Annotated in this window: 1 protein-coding gene; it reads right to left on the bottom strand. The window is 32.6% G+C overall.

What is annotated here, in order from left to right; genetic code table 11:
- Positions 1 to 532, bottom strand: a 532-nt coding sequence (locus GJS40_RS01190) for a hypothetical protein (RefSeq protein ID WP_270895508.1), incomplete at its 3' end; no start/stop codon positions are given.
- Between the last annotated feature and the right edge of the window lie 50 nt (positions 533 to 582).

Genomic DNA, 582 nt, shown 5'->3' with positions numbered 1-582 from the left:
CGAGGATAATTTTGTATTCTTTTTCTGTTACAGGCTTCACTTCTACTGTTTTGACTTTCGTGATTTTGATATGTTTTGGAATAGGGATATACAAAAACTTGTTTTGAATACGATATTTCTCTTTTAAATAGGCTTTTTGTTTTGCGGGAATGGATAATTTGATATGATTTTCAATGATACGAAAACCGTTATTTAGAAATCTCACGTTAAAATTTCGGTGTTTAAATTGTGGTGGTTTTGGATTTTCTATCCTTCTGGTTTTCTTTAATTCAAAATAAGAATCCCACGATTCTTGTAGCACTTTTAACACTTCTTGTGCCGATTGCGAAGGTAATTTCTTATACCAAAAATGACTTTTCAGTCTCTTTTTTTGTTCGTACCAATCAGGATATGGAACACCGCTATCCTTTGTCCAATTCCGCTTCTCATAGTTTCCTACATTCCATAACTTTCTACTGGCATAACATAATTGATGAAGAATAACTCCATGTGTTTTGTTTGGTTTGTAGACAAAGGAAGAAGCACGTAACATTTTATTCACCACCTTTCTTTTGTTTTGCGATATATTTCTTAATCACGTCT

The sequence above is a fragment of the Aliibacillus thermotolerans genome (genome assembly GCF_027853235.1).
GTDB classification, from domain to species: domain Bacteria; phylum Bacillota; class Bacilli; order Bacillales; family Marinococcaceae; genus Aliibacillus; species Aliibacillus thermotolerans.
This window is presented reverse-complemented; position numbering and strand designations above follow the sequence as displayed.